Source organism: Vibrio hepatarius (assembly GCF_018860525.1).
Lineage (GTDB): Bacteria > Pseudomonadota > Gammaproteobacteria > Enterobacterales > Vibrionaceae > Vibrio > Vibrio hepatarius_B.
In genome coordinates this window covers 120,525-121,073 of record NZ_JAHKPM010000063.1, presented here as the reverse complement: position 1 = coordinate 121,073, position 549 = coordinate 120,525, and the positions used below count along the sequence as shown (strand labels likewise).

Genomic DNA, 549 nt, shown 5'->3' with positions numbered 1-549 from the left:
CAGCTGAGCTACGTAGCCATTTAAATAATGGTGCGGAAGGAGAGACTTGAACTCTCACACCTTGCGGCGCCAGAACCTAAATCTGGTGCGTCTACCAATTCCGCCACTTCCGCATAAACTGTATTTGTAGAGTTATCAAGATGGTGCGGAAGGAGAGACTTGAACTCTCACACCTTACGGCGCCAGAACCTAAATCTGGTGCGTCTACCAATTCCGCCACTTCCGCGTCTTGACTCTACAGGATTGATAGCCAAGGCTAACAATCAAAAATAAATGGTGGCTACGACGGGATTCGAACCTGTGACCCCATCATTATGAGTGATGTGCTCTAACCAGCTGAGCTACGTAGCCANNCCAATTCCGCCACTTCCGCAACTAATTTTGTAATCGGCCAGATAATTGGTGAATCTGACTGATATTGTATATGGCAGGTCTACCTGGATTCGAACCAGGGAATGGCGGCATCAAAAGCCGCTGCCTTACCACTTGGCGATAGACCTACAGGGTTAACTGCAACAGTTAACAATTTATGGTGCGGAAGGAGAGACT

4 tRNA genes are annotated in these 549 nt (G+C 47.9%); all 4 read right to left on the bottom strand.

Annotated features, from left to right (window positions below):
• Positions 1-28: 28 nt before the first annotated feature.
• A tRNA-Leu gene (locus KO511_RS18760) sits at positions 29-113 on the bottom strand.
• A gap of 28 nt (positions 114-141) precedes the next feature.
• Positions 142-226: transfer RNA gene (locus KO511_RS18755), tRNA-Leu, on the bottom strand.
• Positions 227-274: 48 nt separating this feature from the next.
• Positions 275-351: transfer RNA gene (locus tag KO511_RS18750), tRNA-Met, on the bottom strand.
• A 74-nt stretch (positions 352-425) separates the two neighbouring features.
• Positions 426-500, bottom strand: a tRNA-Gln gene (locus tag KO511_RS18745).
• Positions 501-549: the final 49 nt, after the last annotated feature.